Origin of the sequence: Nostoc sp. T09, assembly GCF_002154695.1 — a bacterium.
Taxonomy (GTDB): domain Bacteria; phylum Cyanobacteriota; class Cyanobacteriia; order Cyanobacteriales; family Nostocaceae; genus Aulosira.
The window spans coordinates 1-24,763 of sequence record NZ_MTAV01000048.1 but is presented as its reverse complement, the minus strand read 5'-3'; the positions used below and the strand labels follow the sequence as shown (position 1 = coordinate 24,763).

Here is a 24,763-nt window from a genome sequence, read left to right as displayed (position 1 = left end):
TTTCATTGATTCTGCCACTCTTCAATAGTTCATCTGTTCTAGCAAAGTTGACATACTCCCTAAATTGTTTCCAAAATTAAAAGTGTGTAAAGATTTAAATTTCGGAGACAAGCCTGTCAATAAAAAAGAGTAAAAGCTTGTTAATACTAAAAACAAAATTTGTGTCCGATTTTTATTCTCATCTTCAACCTTAACACGATATTCAGTTACTATACAGAATATCTTTCTAAAGTCTGAGTACCAGATATTACATAGATTTACAAGATAATTTTTCTATTCATACCTAGGTTTTTAGCAAAATATTGGAAAAATTAACTATATTGACCATGTATGCAGACAGTATTATATATAACCTATCTTCTGCCTCTTTCAGTTTGGATGAGCGTGATGCTAAAGCATTTCACTAATAAAAATTGCTAGTATTCATACTTTATATATTTAAATAAGGTTAATAAAATCTAAATAAGTTAGATATAAGCAATAATTCCAAAATTGAAAATAAATATTATGACAAAATAAAAAATAATTTGATTCAGGAAAAATAAATTTATTGAATCTGTGCTAATCTAAAAACAGGAATCAAAAGTAAGAATGCAAAAAGACTTCAAGACAATATTGAGGTTAACTCGATAAAGTCCTTTTGCTCTGGTAAGTCCGCTTCAATATCGTTATGGTTTTTAGTAACGATAAACAAAAGCCAGATAAGCAAGATAAACACCTTAGTAAAGGCTTGAAGTCAATCATAGCTTGCTTGGGTAATAGCCATTTGTATTTGGCTAGCCTAGTTAGTTTAAATGCCAGATCCAATTACTCTTAGAGCCTAGGGAGAAAGACTCTTAGTGCAGCCTGGCAATCCTAAAGAAATTAGAACGGTTACTAAACTTGGTACAAGCGAGGTTAACTATTTTTAATCGCACTAACTAAGTTCTAGTAGTTGCTTACTTTGAAAATGAAAACTTCAAGCAGAGCAGATACCGTTTTGCAAAATTCAGGAATTTAGCTAGATTGTCAAAATTCACCAATACACTGCCCAAACCATAATGTTAAAGGTTGTGAATGCAGAGATTTACCTTGTAACTAAGGACTTATTTGCCTGCATTAATAGCGATAGGATTAAGTGATTTTTTAGGAATAACTGGAAGAAACACCAAGAAGCGATCGCTCGGTATTTTAGAATATCGAAACTCTGGGCAGCTATGGCACAAGCAACATCAGGAAAGTTGTAGCAACCATTGAGGTGAATTGCAATTTTGGTTGGTTGGCTTCAGGGCAAAAACCCTGGACAAGTTGAAATTGCTACTGTAAAAACTCTTAAGGCTTGAGCAACCGATGGGGATTTAGTTACAACAACCTACAATGCTTATGCCAAGCTTTTTAAGCTTCAGTCAGCATCAGCAGACAGATATTTCTTCTGATATAAAAACCCAACAAGCATACCCGATGGGAAGCTGAGGAGATTTATCTTACTGTGCGTCTGGTAGTACTTGCAATATTCCTTAAACACAAATCAAATCCTCGTCTATGCAACCTCTTACTGTTTTTGCCCGGTGCGTTTGTTGGCAAATGCTATGTGCCAACACTACCAAGGGTTAAGTTTCAGGTAAACCTTCAGTCCTATCAACCAACTTATTCTAGGAAAACACAAATCATGGCTATCGATAGCAAAATCAGACAAATAGCTTTCTACGGTAAAGGCGGTATTGGTAAGTCTACTACCTCTCAAAACACTCTGGCAGCTATGGCAGAGATGGGTCAACGCATCCTGATTGTCGGTTGCGACCCTAAGGCTGACTCCACTCGTTTGATGCTGCACAGTAAAGCTCAAACTACCGTTTTGCACTTGGCTGCTGAACGTGGTGCTGTAGAAGATTTAGAACTCGAAGAAGTTATGCTGACCGGCTTTCGGGGCGTTCGTTGCGTGGAGTCTGGTGGTCCTGAACCCGGTGTAGGTTGCGCTGGTCGGGGTATCATCACCGCCATCAACTTCTTAGAAGAAAACGGTGCTTACCAAGATGTTGACTTTGTATCTTACGACGTACTAGGTGACGTTGTTTGCGGTGGTTTTGCTATGCCTATCCGTGAAAACAAAGCCCAAGAAATCTACATCGTTACGTCTGGTGAAATGATGGCGATGTACGCTGCAAACAACATCGCTCGCGGTATTCTCAAATATGCGCACACTGGTGGTGTACGTTTGGGTGGTTTGATTTGTAACAGCCGTAACGTTGACAGAGAAATCGAACTGATCGAAACTCTGGCAAAACGCTTAAACACCCAAATGATTCACTATGTACCTCGCGACAATATTGTTCAACACGCTGAGTTGCGTCGGATGACTGTTAACGAGTACGCACCCGACAGTAACCAAGGTAACGAATACCGCATATTGGCTAACAAAATCGTCAACAACACGAATCTTCAAATTCCTACACCAATTGAAATGGAAGAACTAGAAGAATTGTTGATTGAATTCGGTATTCTCGAAAGCGAAGAAAATGCTGCGAAAATGATTGCTACAGCTGCTGAAAGCACTGCAAAGTAAATAATGTGACAGGGTGGGTTATTTCTCACCCTTCCTTAATTTTTGCCAGTTCTGGAACACTGGAGGTTGCTACCCATTTCTGAGTAGCAATTCCCATATCCCAATTTTCTCAGGGAACAACCTGCTAAAACTTGAGCTACCTTACTACGTATCATTAGCCATAAGATGAGACGGTTTTTAGCTGAATCTTTGAAATAAGTAATTATCCACTACCGCGTTAGATTTTTATATGCTACATTAAGTAGTGGTATAGTAATACATAAGCAAAGCTAAGGTTCGGGTTCAGTATGCCCGACTGGTGCGCCAACCGCTGGATTGAGCGTATACCGCTGCGCAATGCGTCACTACTCCATCGTTTGATTAGCTCAGTGGTAGAGCAGCCGACGCGATCGGTGGGACGTAGGTTCGAGTCCTACATCAAACTCCGGAAGTTAGCTCACTGGTAGAGCGATCGACTCATAATCGATTGGTTACAGGTTCGATTCCTGTACTTTCACCCAACCCTGTCCGGGTCAAAAGACAAATTCGCGGAATAGAGCAGTCGGGTAGCTCGTTGGACTTAGAATCCAAAGATCAGTGGTTCAAATCCACTTTCTGCCACCAACCCTGTCCGGGTCAAAAGACACTACCCCGTCACGGTAGCCAATTTAACTTTAGTCAAAACTCTGTGATGTAGGTGCTTATTACTGGCCATCACGATGTGATGTCTGTAGTAACAGTAAAGAAGCTAGCGCAAATGCATTTCTCCCTAATTTGAGTATGTCCCTTCGTTTGTCCTATTCAGTTCTCTGAAACTGGCAAACTGAACGGCATATTTGAGCACTGTTTTCTTGTTCTAGATTGCCCTTGGGTAATTTAGGGATAAGTAGCAGCAATCTTAATCCAGTTCCGGAGATGTATTTGTCCGCAACTTAACTGTAAACACCTGCATTTGCAGAGTTTTAAAATAAAATAGAGTTTGCATATTACAAATTAGTAAATATTTTAATGAGGATGTTTCAATGGGTTTGCAAAGTAACAAACAAGGAAACATCGACTACTTAAATAATTATGGCTTAGACGCATATAATACTGCCGAACAAATTGCAGCAGCAATGGAAATTAGTGTTGATAAACTTCGATTTTTGGCATTTAATGGCAAAACCTCAACAGTCTCGCACTATATTCACTTCAAAACGGCTAAAAAAAATGTAGGGCAACGGATTATCTCGGCACCATTACCTGACTTAAAACGCGCACAACATTGGATTTTGAAGAGTATCCTGCAAAAAATTGAAATCCATGATGCCGCACATGGTTTTTGCTGCGATCGCTCCATTGTTACGAACGCAACTCCTCATGTTGGTGCAGAAGTAGTTATTAAATTTGACTTGCAAGATTTCTTCTCAAGAATTTCATATCAGCGTGTCAAAGGATTATTCCAATCATTTGGTTATTCTCCAGCCGTTGCGGCAATCTTCGGGCTATTGTGTATCACAGCCGCAGTTGAAGAACGCGAATTAGACGGCAAAACATATTTCGTTGAACTCAAACACCGCCAGCTTCCCCAAGGTTCGCCTGCAAGTCCCGCAATTACAAACATTATTTGTCGTAATTTAGACCGTCGGTTAATGGCGATCGCAGACAAATACGGCTTTACATATACACGCTATGTTGATGATTTAACATTTTCGGCTTCAGCTGAGAATGTTAAACATATCAGTAATATCATCAAGCAAACTCAATCAATTGTTGCTGATGAAGGTTTTGCAATTAACCAAGAAAAAACCCGCATTTTGCGAAACTCTCAACAGCAAGAAGTTACAGGTATTGTCGTCAACGAAAAAATTAATATATCCCGAAAAACATTAAAAAGCTTCCGTGCAACTCTATATCAAATTGAAAATGAAGGATTTGAAGGTAAGCATTGGGGGAACTCAGGTAAACTTATCGCCTCAATAACGGGATTTGCAAACTATGTGGCAATGGTAAACCCTCAAAAAGGTGCAGAGTTTCAAGAACAAATTAAACGTATTCAAAAAAAATATGAAATAAAACATTCTAGTGAAAATCAATAAAAAAATTAACAATTACCTTTTCATTAAGTAATTACCGCGTGTTTCCTCATATCTGCTTGGGTTACATTGAGTAGCGAGGTAGGAATACATTTTGCAAAGCACTAGTGTGGGTTCTGTATGCCCAACTGGTACGCCAACCTTTGGATTGAGCGTATACCGCCCAACGATATGTTACTACCCTTTGAAAGTTAACTCTCTTGGGAGAGCGATCGCTGTATCGGCGATCGGTAACAGGTAAACTCCTGTACTTTCAGCACACACCCTCGCCCTGGGTACGGGCACCTTGTTAGGGACAAGGCAACCACTATTTTTGTTTGGTAAACTCTGCGGTTTTGGTGTTCTGCTACCGTTTATCACCCGCGATACTCAGTAGTCACAGCTAAGAAGCCAGTGCAATTGTTTCCTCCCTAACTTGAGTATGTCCCTTCGTTTGATACATCCAACTTTTTGGAACTGGCAAACTGAACGGCATATTTGAGAGATGTTATCTTTTTCCGGATTATCTTTGGGTAGTCTGAGGGAAAGTAGCAGCAGCGTCACTCAAAAGGAAACTTATGAGTGCCCTACCTCCTTAATCCAGTTTTGGAGAGCAATTAGCCCGCAACTGAACTGTAAACACCAACATTTGCAGAGTTTAAAAATATAATGTAGTATATGTATTATATAAGGGGTGTTGAATAGTTATTAACTTTGTTTTTAAAGCAAGGAACAATGTAGCACAAGCGGCTATATCTCTTGTTTATATACGATATTGAATTAAAAATAATCAAGGTAAATTTTTACCCCAAAGTGATAAATGTCTTTCTTAAACTTTCTGCGTCGGCTACGACTGCCTAAATTATCTATGCAAATTTCTCTGTGGCAAACTTTCTATATCAAACCTAACGAAATTGGAATTTTATACCATCGCAGTGATTTTAAAAAAATCTTGCAGCCTGGTACTTATACTTATTTTGGTTGGCATTGGCAAGTAAGAACCTTTGACCTTAACCAACCAGAAGCTAAGATTGAGAACCTGGAACTATTGCTGCGCAATCATAGTTCAGAGTTAGAGCAAGCCCTAGTAGTTGTACGTACAGGGTTCAATCAAGCGGCTTTAGTGCGCTTGGGCCAAAATTGGATCAGTATTGCGCCAAATCAATTACGCGCTTTTTGGCGTGGTTTTATAGAGGTAGAAACTCATCTATTCAACTTGGAAGAAAGCTTAGAATTACCTGCTGAATTTGTGCAGCAACTACGGGGAATTACGTTAAATGGTATCAAGAAATTTCAAATTTCTGAGTATGAAATTGGCTTGTTGTACGTACAGAATAACTTTGTACGTCCTCTAGAACCAGGTGAGTACGCTTTCTGGTCTTTTGATAGGGATGTTTCAGTTCGGACTTTCAGTCGGATTGTACCTAATCCCAGCTTTCCCTTGGAAGATGTCTTAATTGAAAGACATCCGGACTTTGTATCAGATTACTGTGAAATAGTTCAATTACAGAATCAGCAAGTAGCAATTGTCCGCTATCAAGGTAAAGTGATTTCCATCTTACCGCCATGTAGCCGTAAGCTGTTCTGGCAAGGTGTTGAGGTAGAGGCGATCGACATCAGTAATGATGCTAAATTGCCATCTCGCTTAGTTGCAGAGTTAGTTTCCGGCTTACCAGAGGCTTTGACTCTCAGCCGCAGTAGCCTGCATATTTGCGAAGTGCCAACACAACACGTTGGCTTGCTATATATTAATCAAGAATTTCAAACACAACTCCAGCCAGGAAAGCACGCCTGGTGGGTGTTTGGGCGTTCTTTGCAAACGGAAGTCTTTGACCTACGTCAACAAGCTATGGAAGTGTCTGGTCAAGATATCCTCTCTAAGGATAAAGTGCCTTTGCGCTTGAATTTAACTGCTGGCTTCCGTATACTCGACCCACTGAGAGCCAAAAACAGTTTAGCGGATATTACTGCCTATTTGTATAAAGAATTACAGTTTGCTTTGCGTGGTGCTGTTGGCGAAAGAAGTCTGGATGCTTTACTGGAGGATAAAGGCGCGATTGATAGAAGTATCTCTGAATATATTCGTCAGAAAACCGCAGACTATGGAATTGAGATAGATTCGGTTGGGGTGAAAGATATTATTCTCCCTGGTGAGATCAAGACTATTTTGAGCAAGGTTGTGGAAGCAGAAAAAGCGGCCCAAGCCAATGTAGTTCGCCGTCGTGAAGAAACTGCTGCTACTCGCAGTATGTTGAATACAGCTAAGGTAATGGAGGATAACCCTGTCGCGTTGCGTTTGAAGGAATTGGAAGTACTGGAACGCATTGCAGAGAAGATTGAGAAAATTCAAGTTAATGGTAGCTTGGATAGCATTTTGACAGAGTTAATTCGGATTAATCGGGATTAAAACCGTAGTTGAGGATTGCTTGTGCTTATTCTGAGAACCTTACAACCTGGCGATGAAATGTTGCTAGAGAGTTTTCTTGTGCAACATACGGATACTTCCATGTTTCTGCGTTGCAATTGGCAAGAGGCGGGGTTGGTTGACCAAGGTGCAAGGTTTCAAGGAACATACGTAGCGGCGATCGCAAATGCAAATATAGTCGCAGTCGCCGCTCACTACTGGAATGGGATGGTTGTTGTGCAAGCACCAGTGTATCTCAAAGAAGTAGTGCAAGCAGCGGTAGCAGAGTCTAATCGCGCTATTTCTGGAATTGCTGGCCCAGCTGCACAAGTCGAAGCCGCAAAGAAAGTCTTGGGACTAGCTAACCGACCAACTCATCTAAATGAGCATGAAATATTATTTTCCTTGAAGTTGCGAGATTTGCAGATACCCCCAGCTTTAGCATCGGGAAAATTAAAGTGCCGATTGCCATATCCCGAAGAATTTGATTTACTTAGTGAATGGTGGTATGCCTTTAATATCGAAGCGCTGAAAAAATCAGAAAGTACTGATTTACAGGCATCCTGCCGCCGTGAAATAGAAGCGCGTCAAGCTAAAGCTATGCATTGGGTATTGGTAGCTGGAGATACACTAGTTGCTTATAGTGGCTTCAACGCTCGCCTACCTGATATTGTACAGATTGGTGGAGTATGGACACCGCCAGCCTTGCGGGGTAATGGCTATGCTAAAAGCGTGGTGGCTGGCTCATTATTAGAAGCGCGATCGCAAGGAGTAGAACGCGCTATCTTATTTACAAATCGAGACAACTTGGCAGCACAAGCAGCTTATCGCGGTATTGGTTTTCGAGCTACTGGTGAGGAATTTGGCTTGGTGTTGTTTGAAACTAGTTAAATCAATTGCAAATGCCTATAGATATTTTTAAGGGCAAAAGTTCTTGCGCTTCTTGTGCTGAATTTGCTGGAATTGAATTTGTAGCACTTGTAGTATCAAAGAGTGAATTGATCATAACATTTGCACTATGAGTTGCGATCGCTTCAAAAAATCATTTGCTGTTGACCCTTCCTTAAGCGCTAGGCTTTTTGACTTGTTGGAAAACACATTTCCTGGAATCAGCAGTGCAGCAGAATTTGGCAGAAAACTAGGTGCATCTTGGGAAGCTGCTTCGACTCCTTTTATTCGCTTTAATGATGATCAAGCAATTGCCCATGTGGGAGTAGTAGAAATTCCCATGCAAATTATGGGACAAAGAGTGACTGTTGCTGGAATCCATGCAGTAGCTACCCGCCAGGGATTTCGCAGAAGAGGCTATTATCGTGAAGTCATGAATGAAGTACTGGAATATTGCGATCAAATTTATGAAACTCTGGTACTGACAACATCGCAACCAGAATTTTACCTACCTTTTGGTTTTCGCGTAGTTGAAGAACACATCTTCAAAGTCAAGTGTAGTTCTATAGGTAGCATTGATGGCTGGAGAACACTAGATTTTGCAGATGTCGAGGATTTGACTTTACTGCACAGACTTTTAGAAACACGCGTTCCTGTCTCTAATATAGTTGGAGTAGTCCAGGAAAAAGCCGTATTCTTGGTTAATGAAGGAAGTCGTCCTTTGTATTATGCAAAAGATTTAGATGCGATCGCCTGTATGGAGATAGAAGATACTCGACTTCATCTATTTGATTTAGTTACAACACAGATATATCCTTTGCAAAAAATCCTTGATAGGCTACCTCAACCCATTGAAGAGGTGTTGATTTACTTTAGTCCAGAACTTCTCAATGTTAATAATGTGCAAGCATTTCCTTATGTAATTGATGAAGCTGTATTGATGGTGCGTGGTAAATTTGCCGCAGAGAAGCAAAAATTTATGCTACCTCGTTCTGCGCGTTGTTGAGCAAATTGACTATACGCTTCCTTTCTCGGATAACAGCCGCACCAACATTAACCTAAGCGCTCAGTTAATCAAAGATGACGAAATTTCCAGATTCCTACAGCGACAACAATTCCTAAGAGCGTACCAATCGCCAAACCCATCAAAGCTAACAATGGAAAAGTTAAATCGGCTTGAGTTCCCTTGGGATAATCGCCAAATACAATCACACTTATAAACCCAATGCTTGCGCCAACAATAGAGCCAAGTAGTACCCACAATATGACATCTTGTGATCTAACCCTGGCTGCGATCGCTAGCCCAAGCGAGGTGATAATGAATCCGGACATAGCTCCAATTGTGGCACCATAACCCACAACGGAAAGAACCCAGGAATACTTGACAATCATTGCCCCCAAGCCTGCGATTAAGGCTTCAAAGCCCAGCCAGAGCAATATTCCTAGCATGAACCAGAAAAGTTTTGTCTGCATGGTGTTTCTACCTAAATCCTGAGTCAGCTAGCCAACAACATAGATAATACTTTTTTGGCTGTCGCTGAATATGAGTATGAAACTCAAAAATTCAATCTCTCAAACTCTTATTCTCTGTGTCTTTGCGTCTGGAGCGTGATCCTAATTCATATTCATACTTTCACTCAGCAACGCCCTTCCTTGATTAGAGAATAAGTGAAATATGAACTATTAATTGTGAATGTACAGCGATCACCTCAAGTCGTCTACAGTCAAAATTTGAGCAATTACAAAATCTCTATTCTTTAAATGCTAATTTACTAGATCTCTACAGTAGAGTTTCAAGTACAAATAACACAAAAATCCCCTGACTAACTCCAGTACAGGGGATTTTAACGTTGAAAGTTGACGGTTGACAAAGGCTAAATAATTAACCTAGTGCCAAAAAAGCGGGCTAACCGCTATTTACATGGTTAACCCGTGCAGCTTTGGGAACGCGCAGAGAAATTACTATTGCAATACCAACTTAACATTGGCATTTTGCAGACCGCGCTGTTTTACTTCAGCCAAGGTCTTATTAACTGCATATTTTTGGTTGATGGAGTTGATCAACTCAGTTTGATTGTGCTTCTTAGCAACGCCCCACAGGTCAGCGATGAGGTCAAAAGAACCATCACTGTTGCGAGACCAACCGAGGTCATATTCGCCTTCTAACACGGCAACGATGTCAGAACGTACACGCTGACCGTTATAACCACGGACATCAGCTTCAGTCTTTACGCTGATACCTAGGTCGCGCAAGGATGCTTTGAGGATTTCTGCATCGGTGATCTTGGTGCGCAGGGTGCTAAAGTGAGACATTTGGGTTTCCTCCAAAGAGAAGATTGAGAAAAACGACAACGGTTTGTTTTTGGGGAAGCCGCGCTTAAATTAAAAGCGGCTTTTTTCTATAACTGCTAGCATTGACTGCTAGCCTTTCCCCCTGGGTTAGCAGGAGAAAGCTTTTAAAACTCCATTCGCTGATACTCAGCAACGGAGGATGCTGCGGGTCGTGCACGCTGTCTGGCCCAGTCTCTCAAAGCTGTGACCTGTTCCTGCATAGTACGAGACAGCGGCAGGGTTGCCTTCAGTGCAGCAATAATATCTAATTGGGTGAACTCACGCTCTTGGGCAAAAGCTTCGTACATTGCCGCAACAATCGCTTGTTCAATTTCTGCCCCAGAAAAACCGTCCGACATCTTAGCTAATTGTCCTAGATCGAACCGCGAGATATCTTCACGACGTTTCGTCAGGTGGATATTATAAATATCCTGACGTTCTTCGGGTGTGGGCAGATCCACAAAGAAAATTTCATCAAAGCGACCTTTCCTCAGGAACTCCCCAGGCAAGCGTTCCACTCTGTTAGCGGTTGCCATAACGAACACGGGAGATTTCTTTTCTTGCATCCAGGTCAGGAAAGAACCGAATATCCGACTGGAAGTACCGCCATCTGAATCACCAGAGCCAGCACTACCAGCAAAAGATTTATCCAACTCGTCAATAAACAGAATCGTTGGAGAAATTGATTCTGCTGTTTTCAGGGCATTACGCAGATTGGCTTCACTTCGACCCACCATTGAGCCGTCGTAAACTCTACCCATATCTAAACGTAAAATTGGTAACCCCCAGAGTCGGGAAGTAGTTTTGGCAATTAAGGACTTACCACAACCTGGAACTCCCAGAATTAGCATTCCTTTTGGTTGAGGTAGACCATACTCTCTAGCTTTCTCAGTAAAAGCATTAGAGCGTTGCTTGAGCCACTTTTTCAGTTCTTCTAAGCCACCTACAGCATCAATGGTTTCATCTTCTTCAATGTACTCTAATATACCATTGCGCCGAATTAGCTGCTTTTTCTCAGATAAAACTATATCTACTTCATCTTCCGTCAAACGCCCTGTAGTTACCTGTGCCTTCCGATAGACTTTTTCAGCCTCATCTTTAGTTAAACCCAGAGCCGCTCTTAGAAGCTTTTCTCTCGCCTCTGTTGTCAGCCGTCGCCCACGATTTTGATCTAAATGGTGAGTTAAAACTTTATTTAACTCAGCCATGTCTGGTAATTGAAAGTCGAGAACTACAACTTCCTTTTCCAATTCGATGGGTACTTGCTGAACCGGCGACATTAAAATAATGTTTTTCGGTGAGCCTTTAAAGCTAGCGATCGCATCACGTAGCGATCTTGCTGTCGCAGGCGCATCTATAAATGGATGTAAATCTTTAAGAATAAATATACCGGGTTCTTTATGTCGGATAATCCACTCAATTGCTGCCTCTGGAGAAACAGTATTGTGTTGGGTGACATTCCGGGGTTGACCATACTCCACGATGCCGTGAGTTACTGTCCAAACAAATACTCGGCGTTGGGGCTTTAATAACTGGGCGATTGTGGAGATTGCCTGCTCAGCCCGCTCTTCCTCGGAGGTCACAAGGTAGATTAGAGGGTATTGAGCTTGAATTAGAATATTGAGCTCTTCTTTCATATCGACCTACTTGAGACCTTAGTACAGTACAGACATCGTTTTGTTGGTAACGACAACAGAATTATGAATTTAATTATTCATAATTCATATCTAGCAAGGGACTAACTCTTCCTCACCCAGAGGATGGGTTTTTTCTTTATCCATTTCATCAATGGAAATATCTTCTTGACCAATTACCCCTGGTTGATTATTTAAGGTAATTAGTTCTCCATCACGTAACACCAGCGAACTTTCACAGTTGGGACAAGAATATACTCTATGACTTCTCCCATAAGAGGAAGCTTCAAATTCCTCAACTAATTCTGAATTAGATAAGTAAAAAAATAGGGCGCGTTCTGCAAGATCTGACATTGGCTCAGAATCAACCGCTGATCGAATCTTCAGCCTTCTGTGCAGTTCTGGTGACAAATACAAAGTAACCTTTTGCTTAGTTTGCATATAACTCTTTGACGGCCTTACCCGGGTATGTATATTACGTTATCGGTTCCCTTCTGAGTTGTCAAGACTGCAAAACGTTTTGACGCTAATATTGTTACATTTGTTCACATATTGGGTATCGATCGTTATTAATATCCTTTCCTGGCCTGCTGTTAATGTAAATCTGGATAACTGTTCTTGACGCTACAAGGTGGATTGAAACGAAATCCCACCCTTACACAGAGTGGGATGAACTGAAAAATGAATTATGGGATTGATGGATTGCTCCTCTTGGGAGATTCTGCCTGTATTACAACAGAGATCGTCAAACGCCTGCTTCTACTAACACGGCTTGCTTTTCGCTGTTGGCTATATACCGTTGTAAGTCTTGCCAACTTACTCTTTCTAGACTGGATAATACTACATTAGCTCTACCCAATCGCTCTACTGGTCCTAGCCCAACAGACCACATCCCAGCGGCTCTAGCTGCTTCTACTCCAGCTTTGGCATCTTCCACAACAACACACTGAGATGGTGAAACACCAAGTTGTTGGGCAGCAAAGAGAAAGAGGTCGGGAGCAGGTTTTGGTTGTAAGACACTGTAGCCATCGGCTATGGCATCGAATTGATTTCCAATACCCAAGCGTTGAATTACTGTCTGAGCATTTTTACTAGAAGAACCCAAAGCGACTTTAATTCCAGCAGTGCGTAGTTCTTGCAACAAGTTTTTGACTCCAGGAAGCAAATCGTCTGTGGTAATTTTCTGAATTAATTCCAAAAAGTAACCGTTCTTGCGCTCCATCATGTCCTGAATTTGCTCTTCAGTGGCGGAGCGATCGCCTAAAATTTGTAGCAGGGTTTCTCGACGAGGCAATCCTCTGATGGCGTCGTTGGCTTCTTGGTCAAAAGGAATGCCTTCTTCATCGGCTACTCGCTTCCAACCCAAATAGTGCAACTCAGAACTATCAGTCAACACACCATCCAAGTCAAAGATGACAGCCTTAATTTCTGGGTGTGAAGTTTGCAGATTCACATCTGCTTGTTTGCCAGCAATTTCTATCTCTGTTTCTTGTCCCAAGTCGAAGTCATACCATTCGTTGCGCCATTGCAACCGGAATTTCAAGCGTTTCCAACTTGGAGGCAGATTAGGACAAGCAACCGGGCCAAATTGAGTCATTCTAATGCCGCCAAAACCGAATACTACAGCTTGCCATACGCCTCCAGCACTTGCGGCGTGAATTCCTTCGGCTGCATTCCGTCTAACATCTTCTAAATCTACCAATGCTGACCGGAGAAAATGTGTGTAGGCGTGGCTTGGTTGATTGAGGTCGCAGGCTAAGATAGCATGAATTGCTGGGCCAAGAGATGAACCATAGGTATGATCGGTGCGTTTGGTGTAATAATCCCAGTTGATGGCTAAGGTTTTATAGTCATAGCGCTCTCTTAGCAAATAGAGGAGCATCAATACATCCGGCTGTTTGAGAATCTGCTTTTCGTTTGTCGCTTCAATTCCCAATAAACCTTGTAAGGATTGGCTGCGTGGTTCGTAGTCAGCGAGATTAACTTCTTCGAGTTGGTAAAAGCCTTCAAACTGCTCAATTAAGCCAGTAGATTTATCCTCATTAACATATAGACGCTCTTGAATATCCACCCATTGATGCAAGCGTTCTGTAGTTAAGTTGAGTTGTTGCGCCAGTTGTGCGGATTTTTCCGGATAAGCTTGCTTCAGCCAATCCCAAAGCGCTAAAGCTGATTGCAAATGCCACTGTACCATTAAATTGGTGAAGGCGTTATTATTAACGCGATCGTGGTTTTCATCGGGGCCAATCACATCCAAAATGTCGTAACCGTTACGCTCTTGATTCCAACTAACCCGACTTTCCCAGAAAACTGCTGTATCTAAAATAATTTCCGCGCCATAATCTCGCATCCAATCGTCATTATCTGTAGTCTGCCAATAGTGCCAAACAGCATAGGCGACATCTGTATTGATATGTACTTCAATGTCACCGCACCAAATTCTGATCAATTCACCGTTACCGCTAGCATGAGGTACCCAGCGAGGAGTAACTTCATCACCAGTATCGGCACTTTCCCAAGCAAACATGGCTCCTTGATATCCCGCTTCTTGGGCTTTACGTCGCGCTCCTGGTAAAGTGTGGTAGCGATAGGTGAGCAAGTTACGCGCTAGGTCAGGTTGAGTTAAGGTCAGGAACGGAAGAATAAAAATTTCTGTATCCCAAAATATATGTCCGCGATAGGCAAAACCAGATAGGGTTTTGGGCGGAATACTAACACGGTCATCGTGACGCGGTGCTACAGCTAATAATTGAAATAAGTTGTAACGGACACTTAACTGCGCCTGGCGATCGCCTTCAATAATAATGTCACTGTCTTGCCATACTTGCTCCCATGCTGCAATGTGAGCTGCTAGCAGGGTTGAGTAACGGGGTTCATCTGCTAATCTCTGTAGCGCTGCTGCGATCGGAATTTCTGTTTCCCGTGATGTAAACACGGTAACAATCTTTTCTACAGTCACGCTTTTTCCTGGTATTACCTGGAAGGTGGTTGTTAAGCTGGGAGAAGTTTCAGCATTTTCTAGGCTGACAGGTGGAGGATTTTCACCTTCTACCACCAACTTAGTTGCCATCCCTAACTTAATTTCTGAGTGGCGAGTTTGGTTATACAGCCAGATTATCTGCTCTACACCACCTTGATTGAGGGTTTTCCAATGTGGTACGCCTTGTGTATGGGGTTCTGGGTCTAACTCAACTGTAAAAGAGACTTCGCCTTCAAAATTTAAGGATGTAACCTGAGCACGAATTGCTAAAACATGCTGATCTGCCAGACTCGCAAACCGTTCAAAATGAAAGTCTAGAGTATGTCCTTTGGGAGAACGCCAGCGGACATCACGGCTAACTATACCTAAACGCAAGTCTAGCCGTCGTTCGTAGTTGAGAATTTCACCACTGTCCATACTAAAGCGATCGCCTGCCACTTTTACTACCAATGGCAGCCAGCTTGGGCAGTTAACAAGTTCAGTATGGGCAATTACAACCTTGTCATACACGCCGTGGATGAGTGTTGCTGTAGAATCCTGAGGATAGCCTTCCTCAAAAGTACCCCGCGTTCCTAAGTAACCGTTGCTAAGGGTAAAGACTGTCTCTTTATGATGCAGCTGTGCCGGGTCAAATTCTGTTTCAATAACGTTCCAGTCTGTAGCTTCAATCAGCGCCTGATTGTGTTGAAAATCGTGAACGGATAAGTTGGCCATGAGTAAACATACCTGTATTTAGAGGCTAGCTTGAGGTAGGATAAAATCCAATTTTTAGAAATTCGATGAGCAGTACGCTCTTTTTCTATGTTGTCTCGACTTTGATGCAGTCTCAACAGTGGGCATAGACGTTACTGCTAATATAAACGTTCCTAATTTCATCACTCTATAGATAGATTTTATTAATAACTCATGTTCTCACCTATTAAGGTGAGAAATTTTACGAATATATATATTTGGTTGAATTGCGTAACATAATAAAATTTATATGCAAATTTCGCTCTAAACATGCTCATTGTCTGTAGATGAATAATTACTCCAGAAGTAGCTTGGCTCTAATAAATTGAAATAATTATTAAATTTTTGAGATAACTGCGACATAGTGAGGTTGTAAATTTTTTACGCCCTCAGCCATAGCTGTGGAAACACTTGCTATTACAGGTATTTCACATCACCATTGGCTAGTCAAAAAAATGAAAGATATGTTTATTTTATAAAAAATGAACTTAATACAATATATCTAAAAGCCTATTTTTAAGTGCTACTATTAGCAATCGCTTAACAAGCCATCTAAGGTGTGTATTATAGGTTCATCTTTAACTGTTGGGTAAGCCGCATTGTGACAGTTCGATAAATTGACTGAGCCAAGAAACTAACCGTTAGTATAAGTAGTCCTAACTTATGCTATTCGTGCTTTTACTGGTGTGTAATTTTGCTTTTTGCTAGATGATTTTTGCATGTCTAATATGATGCCAGTAAGTTGAAGAAAAAGGACTCTATAATATGCCGATATTAGCTTAATTAAGCAGTCTTAACCCACCAAGGGTCACTAATATCAGAGAACCCTTATGCCCAATGATACCGATAGCTAAGTTAATATTGCTGAGAAAGTCGCTTATGAGCAGCAAGAGAATTAAATCCCAGGTTACAGTTAGATTCTGTTTGACTATACATTGCGATCGCTTATTCAAATACATCGCTACAACAATTTTCTCTAATCTATCTGCCATCAGCATGACATCTGCTGTTTATAAAACGACATTACTGCCAGATACATCCATTGCAATGCTTACAGCCTGAGTTAGAGCAGATGCATCGTTAATGCCATCTAGCACCATTGCTACTATTTGATGCGTTTTCTGCAAATGCCCGATAATTTAGAGCTTATCTTCAGTTAGAAGTTCAAGCCAATGGCAGTCCGTTGGAACAATCAAAGAAATCCATACGGGCAATCATGGTAAAAAATACTAAAGTACTTCTAGGCAAGAAGCTTCTAGTACGTATGTCCCTGACAACTGAAAACTGAGCGCGGAGTAGAGAAATTGATTAACCTCAATCGCTACAAAGTTTTAACATTCGATTGTTACGGCACCCTAATTGATTGGGAAAGCGGGATTTTAGCAGCCCTAAAGCCACTTCTGTCTACCTACGGTCATAACTTAAATGATGAACATATTCTGCAACTTTATGCAGAATTTGAGGCAGAAATTCAGAAAGGAGAATACATAACATATAAAGAAGTTCTCAGAAGAGTAGCCCAAAAGTTTAGTGAATATTTTGGCTTTACCCTTGCTTCTCAAGAATTATATTCTCTTGCTGATTCTATTAAGTATTGGTCACCTTTTCCAGATACAGTTGAGGCGTTGAAATCTCTCAAGCAAAACTTTAAGCTGGCAATTATTTCTAATGTAGATGACAATCTCTTTGCTTTTTCTGCACAACATTTAAAGGTTGAATTTGACTGGATTATTACAGCAGAGCAAGTAAAAAGTTATAAACCTTCTCTCAACAACTTTAGAGTTGCAATTGAGAGAATTGACCTACCTCTAGACCAGATATTGCACGTTGCTTGTAGTATTTATCATGATATTGTTCCAGCCCAATCTTTAGGAATATCCACACTTTGGGTAAACCGAAGAGCAGGAAAAGAAGGGATTGGTGCAAACCTACCAGTAGTTGCTCAACCTGATTTAGAAGTGCCAGATTTGCATACTCTAGCTGTCTTGACTACAAGGGCTGGAGATGAGGGCTAGGCATTACCGAGTGTACCAATCTTGGGCTTGTTGGCGGATAGTCTGTAATTCTTCATGGAATATTTTATCCAAATTTTTCAAGATAAAGCTCATTCGTACTTGAGCTTGTATTGCTCGCGGTGTCGGTCAAGAAAAATCCAGTAGAAGAAGTTACACTCGTCACTCATTCATATTCATGCTTTTTGATTTTGCGACTTAAACCTACCTGCAATAAACTCTCGCTTGTTTATATGCTTGGTCTTGCGTTTGGTAACTCGCTCTCGCCACATCCGGAAACTGGATTCTTTCATTTCACGCCTCATTAAGGCAATTACCTGTTTTTCCAGTAGCCCAAACTGAGCTTCAATGGCATCAAACGGTGTTCTATCTTCCCATGCCATTTCAATGATGCGATCGATGGTTGCAGAATCGAGGTTGGGTAAATTCATTTCTTTGCTTTAGCGAAATTCTAACTATGTATATTCTACTTTCCGCCTTTAATTATTTGTTATGTAGCGCATCAAAAATAAAGGCATTCGGAACCATCTCCCAAGCACAACATGCCTTCCTCGCAACAGTACTGAGCAACTACCAAAACTTAATTATTAGAAGACTGAAGTGAATGTAGTACTTCTTCATAACAGACAAACCAAAAATAAAGTGCCATATTCAGACCGCTTAACAACTTAGGTATCCCTTCTAGTAGGTTAGGCGTTCCATTACCACTCAAGTGTAGTGAATCCACTGTAACAGCAATAAATAATAAGCCTACACTAGCCAAGATTATGATGTAACGAGTTGACTTTATTTGTCGTCTAAAAGCTACTCCATAGGATAAGGCAACACTAGAATAAATCAAGATAGTTACTAGTTTAGGAATCTGAAATTGAAGAGCAATAATGTGAATACGATAAATTTCGTTAATTAAATAACCTGCTGTTAAAAGCGCAGAAAAAAGAATAAATTTATTATTTTTACCCAAAGGTTTAATTTTTCTGAGCAAGCCAAAACTAAAAGTACAAACTATTGGAGGCACACAACATAATAGTTGAAAAGTGTGCGTTAGTAACCCTGCGCTAGGATATTGTGGAGATGGAGGTGGTAAAAATAATCCTTCTGCTGATACCTCAAATATTTTATTAAAAAAGATGAGAAAAATAATTAGTAATAAACCTAAGCTATTGAACCAAAAAATAGTTTTGTAAATTGACATATAGTAGTCAGAGTAAAGTTATAAGCTTTTTCTTAAAGGCTGCCCTTGGTTATTTGTCATAGGCAATAGAAAGTACATTTATTAAAAATTGACTCAAATTAATTTTTTAAGTCATTTGTAGAGAAGTTTTGCAGAGATTTTGAAAACCTCAATAGTTTTTGAGAGTAAATAACTGTTCAATCTCTAAAATCACACTTTGAAGAATCAGGCATAATAGCATCTTCAAGAATTGCACCTTTGAGGTTAGCTCCCTTAAGATTAGTTCCTCTAAGGTTAGCACCTCTAAGATTTGCCCCTGCTAGGTTTGCACCTTGAAGGTTAGACCATGCCAAGTTTGCACCCCGTAAATCAGCTTCACTAAGGTTAGCTCGAAACATATATGCACTACTTAGATGAGCCTTGCTAAGATTAGCTTTATAAAGGTCAGCTTTGTAAAGATAAGCTCCAATAACTTCCGCTTCGTGCAAGTTGGCTTCGCTGAGATCAGCCGCAATCAAGTTAGCTTCAATCAGGCTGGCAAAACAAAAGTTAGCTCGAATTAGCTTTGCTGTACCTAAATCGGCATCTCTTAAGTCAGCACCATGCAAGTCAGCCCCAATTAGATTAGCATCTGCGATCGCCGCACCTTTAAGATTTGCCGCACTCAAGTCACAGCCAATTAGGTTGGCATGAGTGAGATCTGCTTGTGTTAAAGTAGCACCGCTCAAGTTAGCAACACTCAAGTTAGCTGCACTCAAGTTAGCTTCTATCAGCTTGGCACTATGAAGGTTAGCGCCACTCAGGTCAGCACCACTGAGATTTGCGCGCACGAGTAAAGCATGACTTAAATCTGCCCTAGTGAAATTTACCCCTTGGAAGTTTGCACCTCTAAGGTTATCTCCAGAGAGGTTTGCGGTACTAATATCTGGTTCAATCTGGGGATTTTGATTTCTCCACTCAATCCATTGGACTGCACCAGCTTTGAGTAAAGCCAGATGCTCTCGATTGGCCATTGTCTCTCCTTTACTCCTGACGACCACTCTGGGGATTTGTACGACCTGTAACACTTTCAATTGCTGTTAATGCTCCGGCTGCGCCTGCAAGAATATCTCGTTCTTGTCCGCCTAAATACAGCCGACCAAAGCTACCTACAGCTTGCACCTCAAGAATATTTATTGAGGCTGCTTTTTCCGCTTCATTTGCAGCTAGCGCAGCGTAAGCAGCAGGCTCAACTTCTAAGACATAAAGAGTTTGCCCTGCTAATAATAGCTGTCCCCGCCGTGTGCGATTGATAAGCTGTGTTTGGTAAGCATCAATGTTGCGGATAATCTGGCTAGAAACAACACGCGGTTTGATACATTCCTCTCTTCTAACGCCTAACGCCGCCAAAATAGCTTGACCAGCCGATCGCGTTTCTCCTTGGGAGCTAGAATGAACTTCTAATAAACCATAAAGTCTCTCAACTACTTGTACTCCCGGACGCACAGAGGCAGCTTTCAGAGCGATATCTGTAATTTTATTGATTTCAATCCCAGGTGAAATTTCAATCCACAAAGATGTATCCCCTGGTAATGGTAAGAAACCTTGAGCTACTGTTCCCATATATGCTGCATGTTGAGGTTGCAGGTTGTCGAGAAATACGAAACTGCGTAGTTCTATTCCCAAGGTATCGTTCTCCAATCATGGGGTTAAACGTTATCTGTTGCAATATATGAGTGTAACCCTAAACTCGCTACGTGGAATGCAAAATGCTCAAGGTCGGGGTGATGTGCGATCGCTTTTTTGGAAGATGGTAGCCTACTTTCATACTTTCTCTTTAGGTGGTGTAGCAATACCACGCTTAAGTAAACCAGCCTCCAGTTCTTTGATAAATCGCACGTCTTCCTCTGGTAGGGGTTGGCTTATAGATGCATTCTTCTCCAAAAAAGCGAATGCTTGGGGAAATTGGCGCGGATTTGTCTTGATTGGCGAGTCAAAATGACAGCTAATAATTTGCTCAAAATCCCAGTTTGCAACCTTGTCAGCCCAGTCAAGTACTTGTTTTGGCCCTTGGGGAAGAATCAGAGTTTGCAAAATCGGCGCGACAAATGGACGTCCATCGCCTCGAAGGTTTGCAAATGACTGCTGCCAATTTTCTTGCCATCGAAAGGGAAATAACCCAAAATAAGCTCTTTTTGAGCGATCTGGTGCTTTAAGAATATCGGCAAATACCTGCCTCAATCCAGCCACCTGTAGGGCATTGGGACGAAAGTAAATGGCAAACAAAGAGATGCGTTGCCATCCCTTGCGGCGGTTTGCTTGATTATCTTCAATTACCTCCAAGCCATTTTCTCTGGCATGAAATAGTAAGGGGTAGGGATCTATTTGGGCGATCGCAGGTGGATCTTCCGGCACAGAAAGTATGGTATCAGTGAGCAATAAAGTACGCGATCGCTTGTGGAAAACTGCCACTTCACCAAATGATCCCCGTCCCAAGTTGATATCTAACACCGCATAGTCAAACTCATCGCTGAAAGGAACTTGGCTGTTGTCTTCTGGGATTTCCTGAGTACGGCTTTGGGGAAAGCCAAGCCAACTCAAGGGTAGATTTATGGGAAAACTCCACTGGTGGGGGGCGACGAAAACCTGCGCTTGGGGAAAGCGCCTGGCAAAGGGGCCAACAAAAACCTTATGTTCTAAACCCGAACTAGTGGGCAGAATAATGTATTTAACACTACCATGCTTTGCCACCAGATCCTTGAGAAGACGGATACACTCAGGAGTCGGCGCGACGGGTGCATAGACAAACAAGCCACCTGCTTCCAATTTGACCACAGTCATCCGAATTGGCACGATGGTGTAGAGAATGCCGTGGGGCTGGTCGAATGTCCAGATAGTATCCTTTACTACTTCAGTGCAAACTGTCCGCCGTTTGCCGTAGGGGTAGAGTGGTACAGCAGGCCAAAACGGCCATGACCAATCTCGCGGATGTATTTGTTGTGCTTGTGGCCCCTGTGCAATCATAGTTGTTCTACCCATTTCATGCTACTTTCCAATTTCTAGCATTAGAAGGGGGCAGGGAGGACAGGGAAGAAAAAGTTTATTCCTGCGTTCCTCTGCGCTTACCTCTGCGTTCCTTTGCGTTTAAATCTCAACCCTCAATTATTGCTATAAGTCAAAATTCTGATTGCTTACCACAGCACCCAGCAGTAGTATTTTCTTAGAGCCAATCTCAGGAATAGCAAGCGTAAAGCCGAGATGCCGTTTTAGCGGGACAATAAAAAAGTTAACCTCCAAAAAGCAAAGAAATGGTGGTTAATAAAATCTATAGGCTATCAAAGGAAAATCAATAACCCTTGAACAATCGACTCTTCTTGAAGGAAAAATTACAAGCCTCGCTTGAGAAGATTCAAACCAACAGCGATGGCCCTGTAACGAATTTGCAGCTAGAAGAAACCTTAGCCGCTGAACTTGAACAATTGACGACGGAACTAGAAAGCGTCAATCCCAATCTTTATCCACTACTTCATGCTACTGCCTTGCTGGATGGAGTTTGGCAACTACAATACTCCACAGCTAGAGAAATCCGTTCTTTAGCTTCCCTACCATTGGGGTTGAAAGTGGGTAAAGTCTTTCAAGTGATTGATGTTGCTAATAAATCGTTTTTTAATATCGCTAATGTTAAACATCCTCTTGGGCTAATCTCAGGATATGTCAAAGTAACAGCCAGCTTTGAGCCTGCTAAGGAAGATATATCGCCACCAGCACACAAACGCATCAACGTCTATTTCGACAAACGTTATTTAGCAATTGAGAAGATTGTCGGCATTAACACCCCTCAACTTAACCCATTTAAGGTTGTGCCAGCAAATAATCCTAGGGATAGAATTCCCACACTCGACATTACTTATTTGGATGAAACCTTAAGAATTGGGCGGGGCGGGGATGGCAGTTTATTCATTTTGAATAAATCCAATGAATTACCTGATTTTACCTCTTCAATTTGAATGCTTGAATGCGATCGCCACATCAAACCTTTTAAGTGTGGGGGGTGTGGGAGGTGTGGGAAGAATGAAATATTAAGCTTCCCCCTCTTCCCACATTCCCCCATCCCGCCTAACGTTCGGATTTTGGCATTACTGAATCGGTGTTCTAGCCTGCGGGCTAAATCAACCAGGAGGCCATTTCATCTGCCGTCCTCCTAAAATATGCAAATGTAAGTGATACACAGTTTGTCCGCCATCAGCACCAGTGTTGATCACAAGCCGATAACCGTTTTCTAGTCCAGCTTGTTCGGCAACGCGCTTGGCTGTTAACAAAAGATGTCCTAAAAGCGCATGATCCTGAGATTCCGCATCAGCTAGTTTGGGAATGGGCTTTTTGGGAATGACGAGAATGTGAACTGGCGCTTGGGGTTGGATGTCATTGAAAGCCAAAGCCAAATCATCCTCATAAATAATGTCGGCGGGAATTTGCCGATTAATGATTTTGCTGAAAATCGTCTCTGTGGTTTCACTCATGTCAATTTACTTACTCATCTGCTAGAGATTTTAAAGGTTTACTCTGATATAAGAAATGCTTGCTAGAGTCTGGAGTGCATCAATTGTGGGGATCGATGCCATCAAAGTAGGTGTGGAGGTCGATGTATCCGGTGGCTTGCCAGGAATTGTTGTCTTGGGACTACCAGATTCAGCAGTTCAGGAATCGAAAGAAAGGGTGAAAGCGACATTGAAGAATGCTGGTTTTGCCTTTCCTATGCGTAAGATTGTGATTAACTTAACTCCTGCTGATTTACGTAAGGAAGGACCCAGCTTCGATTTACCTATCAGTGTAGGCATTCTAGCGGCTTCTGAGCAAGTTAGCGCCGATTTGTTAGGTGATTATTTATTCACCGGAGAAGTTTCTCTAGATGGTAGTTTGCGTGCTGTGGCTGGTATTTTACCCATTGCTGCTACTGCTCAAAAAATGGGAATTGCAGGTTTAGTTGTCCCGTTTGATAATGCTCAAGAAGCAGCAGTGGTGGAAGGATTAACTGTTTACGGCTGCAAAAATCTATCTGAGGTGGCTGATTTATTAAATAATCCCTTACGCCACAAACCAGTACAACTGGATGAAACTGTAGAGACTGGTCATGGAGCTTCTCTACATTCTGCCAGTGTAGATTTGAAGGATGTGAAAGGACAAGCTCATGCCCGTCGTGCTTTGGAAATTGCTGCGGCTGGCGGACACAATTTAATATTTGTGGGGCCGCCGGGAAGTGGAAAAACCATGCTAGCACGACGCTTACCCGGTATCCTGCCACCACTTAGCTTTGCGGAAGCTTTAGAGGTAACTCGTATTCACTCTGTTAGTGGTTTATTAAAAAATCGCGGTTCCTTGGTGCGCGATCGCCCTTTTCGCAGCCCGCACCACTCGGCTTCTGGGCCTTCTTTAGTCGGTGGTGGTAGCTTTCCGCGCCCAGGGGAAATCTCATTATCTCATAGAGGTATTTTGTTTTTGGATGAGCTAACAGAGTTTAAACGCGATGTGTTGGAATTTCTCCGTCAACCTTTAGAAGATGGCTATGTGACAATTTCCCGCACCAGACAATCGATTATGTTTCCGGCACAGTTTACCTTAGTGGCGAGTACTAATCCCTGTCCTTGCGGTTACTATGGCGACACCATCCAACAGTGTACCTGTTCCCCAAGACAACGCGAAAATTACTGGGCAAAGCTTTCCGGGCCGTTGATGGATCGAATTGATTTGCAAGTTGCAGTGAATCGTTTGAAACCAGAAGAAATTACTCAACAACCTACAGGAGAAACATCAATATGCGTAGCCAAACGAGTGCAGCAAGCACGCGATCGCGCCGTTATCCGCTTTCAAGCAGAACCAAACTTGCGTTGCAATGCGCAAATGCAGAGTCGTCATCTCCAGAAATGGTGCAGGCTAGATGATGCTAGCCGTAATTTATTAGAAGCAGCAATTAAAAAATTAGGCTTATCGGCTAGGGCAAGCGATCGCATTCTCAAAGTAGCACGGACAATTGCAGATTTAGCGGCAGAGGATAAA

General features: G+C 41.8%; 21 protein-coding genes and 2 tRNA genes. 11 read left to right on the top strand and 12 right to left on the bottom strand.

Translation table 11 applies throughout. The features are described from left to right. Positions 1–1,648: 1,648 nt before the first annotated feature. The 8 genes from nifH (at position 1,649) to BV372_RS12315 (ending at position 8,873) form a co-directional block, all read left to right on the top strand. Positions 1,649–2,542 (top strand): nitrogenase iron protein, encoded by an 894-nt coding sequence (gene nifH / locus BV372_RS12350; RefSeq protein ID WP_086686799.1) that lies wholly within the window; start codon positions 1,649–1,651, stop codon positions 2,540–2,542. Positions 2,543–2,896: 354 nt separating this feature from the next. Further along, positions 2,897–2,966: transfer RNA gene (locus tag BV372_RS12345), tRNA-Arg, on the top strand. A gap of 1 nt (position 2,967) precedes the next feature. Continuing rightward, positions 2,968–3,042: transfer RNA gene (locus BV372_RS12340), tRNA-Met, on the top strand. 501 nt (positions 3,043–3,543) lie between these two features. Then, positions 3,544–4,599 (top strand): reverse transcriptase family protein, encoded by a 1,056-nt coding sequence (locus BV372_RS12330; protein ID WP_086686798.1) that lies wholly within the window; start codon positions 3,544–3,546, stop codon positions 4,597–4,599. Between the two features lie 91 nt (positions 4,600–4,690). Further along, positions 4,691–4,837 carry a hypothetical protein gene (locus BV372_RS36240; protein ID WP_179198065.1) on the top strand — a complete coding sequence of 49 codons (147 nt, stop codon included), beginning with the start codon at positions 4,691–4,693 and terminating at the stop codon, positions 4,835–4,837. Between the two features lie 606 nt (positions 4,838–5,443). Beyond that, positions 5,444–6,982: a slipin family protein gene (locus BV372_RS12325; protein ID WP_218776709.1), complete on the top strand. Its 1,539-nt coding sequence runs from the start codon at positions 5,444–5,446 to the stop codon at positions 6,980–6,982. A gap of 21 nt (positions 6,983–7,003) precedes the next feature. Then, positions 7,004–7,870 carry a GNAT family N-acetyltransferase gene (locus tag BV372_RS12320; RefSeq protein ID WP_086686797.1) on the top strand — a complete coding sequence of 289 codons (867 nt, stop codon included), beginning with the start codon at positions 7,004–7,006 and terminating at the stop codon, positions 7,868–7,870. 127 nt (positions 7,871–7,997) lie between these two features. After that, on the top strand, positions 7,998–8,873 hold the full coding sequence (locus tag BV372_RS12315) for a GNAT family N-acetyltransferase (protein WP_086686796.1): 876 nt from the start codon (positions 7,998–8,000) through the stop codon (positions 8,871–8,873). 68 nt (positions 8,874–8,941) lie between these two features. On the opposite strand, the gene BV372_RS12310 is transcribed toward BV372_RS12315, so the two are convergent. The 6 genes from BV372_RS12310 to BV372_RS38205 form a co-directional block, all read right to left on the bottom strand. Beyond that, positions 8,942–9,340, bottom strand: coding sequence for a hypothetical protein (locus BV372_RS12310; protein WP_143845078.1), 399 nt, complete (start codon positions 9,338–9,340; stop codon positions 8,942–8,944). Between the two features lie 489 nt (positions 9,341–9,829). Beyond that, positions 9,830–10,180 (bottom strand): DUF1257 domain-containing protein, encoded by a 351-nt coding sequence (locus BV372_RS12305; RefSeq protein WP_015136553.1) that lies wholly within the window; start codon positions 10,178–10,180, stop codon positions 9,830–9,832. 143 nt (positions 10,181–10,323) lie between these two features. Continuing rightward, the gene (locus tag BV372_RS12300) at positions 10,324–11,835 is read right to left on the bottom strand and encodes an AAA family ATPase (protein ID WP_086686794.1); all 1,512 of its coding nucleotides are present in this window, start codon (positions 11,833–11,835) and stop codon (positions 10,324–10,326) included. A gap of 90 nt (positions 11,836–11,925) precedes the next feature. After that, positions 11,926–12,273 carry a hypothetical protein gene (locus BV372_RS12295; RefSeq protein WP_086686793.1) on the bottom strand — a complete coding sequence of 116 codons (348 nt, stop codon included), beginning with the start codon at positions 12,271–12,273 and terminating at the stop codon, positions 11,926–11,928. Positions 12,274–12,577: 304 nt separating this feature from the next. Further along, the gene (pgmB, locus tag BV372_RS12290; RefSeq protein ID WP_086686792.1) at positions 12,578–15,526 is read right to left on the bottom strand and encodes a beta-phosphoglucomutase; all 2,949 of its coding nucleotides are present in this window, start codon (positions 15,524–15,526) and stop codon (positions 12,578–12,580) included. Positions 15,527–16,323: 797 nt separating this feature from the next. Continuing rightward, positions 16,324–16,536 (bottom strand): hypothetical protein, encoded by a 213-nt coding sequence (locus BV372_RS38205; RefSeq protein ID WP_143845076.1) that lies wholly within the window; start codon positions 16,534–16,536, stop codon positions 16,324–16,326. A gap of 312 nt (positions 16,537–16,848) precedes the next feature. Between BV372_RS38205 and BV372_RS12280 the strand changes: the two genes are divergently transcribed. Then, the gene (locus BV372_RS12280) at positions 16,849–17,559 is read left to right on the top strand and encodes a haloacid dehalogenase type II (protein ID WP_086686790.1); all 711 of its coding nucleotides are present in this window, start codon (positions 16,849–16,851) and stop codon (positions 17,557–17,559) included. A gap of 173 nt (positions 17,560–17,732) precedes the next feature. Here BV372_RS12280 and BV372_RS12275 read toward each other — a convergent pair whose 3' ends face one another. The 5 genes from BV372_RS12275 to BV372_RS12255 all read right to left on the bottom strand — a co-directional run bounded on the left by BV372_RS12275 (position 17,733) and on the right by BV372_RS12255 (position 21,748). Next, positions 17,733–17,987: a TIGR03643 family protein gene (locus tag BV372_RS12275; RefSeq protein WP_086686789.1), complete on the bottom strand. Its 255-nt coding sequence runs from the start codon at positions 17,985–17,987 to the stop codon at positions 17,733–17,735. A 149-nt stretch (positions 17,988–18,136) separates the two neighbouring features. Further along, positions 18,137–18,751: a hypothetical protein gene (locus tag BV372_RS12270; RefSeq protein WP_086686788.1), complete on the bottom strand. Its 615-nt coding sequence runs from the start codon at positions 18,749–18,751 to the stop codon at positions 18,137–18,139. A 176-nt stretch (positions 18,752–18,927) separates the two neighbouring features. Further along, on the bottom strand, positions 18,928–19,743 hold the full coding sequence (locus tag BV372_RS12265; RefSeq protein WP_086686787.1) for a pentapeptide repeat-containing protein: 816 nt from the start codon (positions 19,741–19,743) through the stop codon (positions 18,928–18,930). A gap of 10 nt (positions 19,744–19,753) precedes the next feature. Next, positions 19,754–20,395 (bottom strand): hypothetical protein, encoded by a 642-nt coding sequence (locus BV372_RS12260; RefSeq protein ID WP_086686786.1) that lies wholly within the window; start codon positions 20,393–20,395, stop codon positions 19,754–19,756. A gap of 138 nt (positions 20,396–20,533) precedes the next feature. Continuing rightward, positions 20,534–21,748 carry a DUF4336 domain-containing protein gene (locus BV372_RS12255; RefSeq protein WP_256973177.1) on the bottom strand — a complete coding sequence of 405 codons (1,215 nt, stop codon included), beginning with the start codon at positions 21,746–21,748 and terminating at the stop codon, positions 20,534–20,536. A gap of 317 nt (positions 21,749–22,065) precedes the next feature. On the opposite strand from BV372_RS12255, the gene BV372_RS12250 reads away from it, so the two are divergent. Continuing rightward, a complete protein-coding gene (locus BV372_RS12250; RefSeq protein ID WP_086686784.1) occupies positions 22,066–22,716 on the top strand; it encodes a PAP/fibrillin family protein in 651 nt (216 codons plus the stop codon). Positions 22,717–22,878: 162 nt separating this feature from the next. On the opposite strand, the gene BV372_RS12245 is transcribed toward BV372_RS12250, so the two are convergent. Beyond that, a complete protein-coding gene (locus BV372_RS12245) occupies positions 22,879–23,229 on the bottom strand; it encodes a histidine triad nucleotide-binding protein (RefSeq protein WP_086686783.1) in 351 nt (116 codons plus the stop codon). 55 nt (positions 23,230–23,284) lie between these two features. Here BV372_RS12245 and BV372_RS12240 point away from each other — a divergent pair. Next, positions 23,285–24,763: YifB family Mg chelatase-like AAA ATPase (locus BV372_RS12240; protein WP_086686782.1), on the top strand; the 1,479-nt coding region annotated here is incomplete at its 3' end.

Excerpts from the sequence above, each read along its gene's own strand:
- BV372_RS12315 (WP_086686796.1), top strand. The coding sequence starts at position 7,998 with ATGAGTTGCGATCGCTTCAAAAAATCATTTGCTGTTGACCCTTCCTTA.
- pgmB (WP_086686792.1), bottom strand. The coding sequence starts at position 15,526 with ATGGCCAACTTATCCGTTCACGATTTTCAACACAATCAGGCGCTGATT.
- BV372_RS12245 (WP_086686783.1), bottom strand. The coding sequence starts at position 23,229 with ATGAGTGAAACCACAGAGACGATTTTCAGCAAAATCATTAATCGGCAA.
- BV372_RS38205 (WP_143845076.1), bottom strand. The coding sequence starts at position 16,536 with ATGGCAGATAGATTAGAGAAAATTGTTGTAGCGATGTATTTGAATAAG.
- BV372_RS12325 (WP_218776709.1), top strand. The coding sequence starts at position 5,444 with ATGCAAATTTCTCTGTGGCAAACTTTCTATATCAAACCTAACGAAATT.
- BV372_RS12275 (WP_086686789.1), bottom strand. The coding sequence starts at position 17,987 with ATGAATTTACCCAACCTCGATTCTGCAACCATCGATCGCATCATTGAA.
- BV372_RS12270 (WP_086686788.1), bottom strand. The coding sequence starts at position 18,751 with ATGTCAATTTACAAAACTATTTTTTGGTTCAATAGCTTAGGTTTATTA.
- BV372_RS12295 (WP_086686793.1), bottom strand. The coding sequence starts at position 12,273 with ATGCAAACTAAGCAAAAGGTTACTTTGTATTTGTCACCAGAACTGCAC.
- BV372_RS12300 (WP_086686794.1), bottom strand. The coding sequence starts at position 11,835 with ATGAAAGAAGAGCTCAATATTCTAATTCAAGCTCAATACCCTCTAATC.
- BV372_RS12255 (WP_256973177.1), bottom strand. The coding sequence starts at position 21,748 with ATGGGTAGAACAACTATGATTGCACAGGGGCCACAAGCACAACAAATA.
- BV372_RS12310 (WP_143845078.1), bottom strand. The coding sequence starts at position 9,340 with ATGCAGACAAAACTTTTCTGGTTCATGCTAGGAATATTGCTCTGGCTG.
- nifH (WP_086686799.1), top strand. The coding sequence starts at position 1,649 with ATGGCTATCGATAGCAAAATCAGACAAATAGCTTTCTACGGTAAAGGC.
- BV372_RS12330 (WP_086686798.1), top strand. The coding sequence starts at position 3,544 with ATGGGTTTGCAAAGTAACAAACAAGGAAACATCGACTACTTAAATAAT.
- BV372_RS12305 (WP_015136553.1), bottom strand. The coding sequence starts at position 10,180 with ATGTCTCACTTTAGCACCCTGCGCACCAAGATCACCGATGCAGAAATC.
- BV372_RS12265 (WP_086686787.1), bottom strand. The coding sequence starts at position 19,743 with ATGGCCAATCGAGAGCATCTGGCTTTACTCAAAGCTGGTGCAGTCCAA.